The sequence below is a fragment of the Streptomyces sp. 4F14 genome (assembly GCF_048159485.1).
GTDB lineage: Bacteria > Actinomycetota > Actinomycetes > Streptomycetales > Streptomycetaceae > Streptomyces.
Window position 1 is genome coordinate 1 of the sequence record NZ_JBLRVY010000105.1, and the last position, 512, is coordinate 512.

Genomic DNA, 512 nt, shown 5'->3' on the forward strand with positions numbered 1-512 from the left:
GCGAACCAGCCGCCGGGCAGGGCGAGCACCGACCTGGACACCGTGCCGTGCCGATCACGCACCCGGCGCAGAAGCAGGCTCTCGCAGACCTGCTGACACGTTCGGAAGAGGTGGACGTCATCGAATCCACCGAGGCGGAGATCGCCGCGGCCCAGGAAGAGGTCGCCAAGGACATGGGCTGGTAGGGCACCGGTTGCGATCAGACCTGGATGGCCCGAGCTCGACGTTCGCCGTCGCGGGACGCCCCAGTCGCACAGGATCGCGAGCAGGGATCAGCTCGGCTTCGCCCAGGCGTTTATGGGTTTGAGGCCGGCGGCCGAGCCTAGACAGGTGTCGAGGACGAAGGCACGAACGGTGCCCCGTGTCCCGGCACGATCAGCGCCGGGCCGAGGGCCAGGACCTTCTCCCTGGCCGCCCGCAGCTGCTCGCGGTCGGGGGCGAAGGGGTCGTCGGCCGGGCCCTCGGCGGTCCACCACAGATGCGTCAGGACCACCAGGCCCTCGGCGGCCCTG

General features: G+C 70.7%; 2 pseudogenes. One reads left to right on the forward strand and one right to left on the reverse strand.

Annotated elements, in window-relative coordinates:
• A pseudogene (locus tag ACLZOT_RS49825) lies at positions 1–185 on the forward strand (hypothetical protein); the annotation flags it as partial.
• 137 nt (positions 186–322) lie between these two features.
• On the opposite strand, the pseudogene ACLZOT_RS49830 reads toward ACLZOT_RS49825, so the two are convergent.
• Positions 323–512: pseudogene (locus ACLZOT_RS49830) on the reverse strand (MBL fold metallo-hydrolase); the annotation flags it as partial.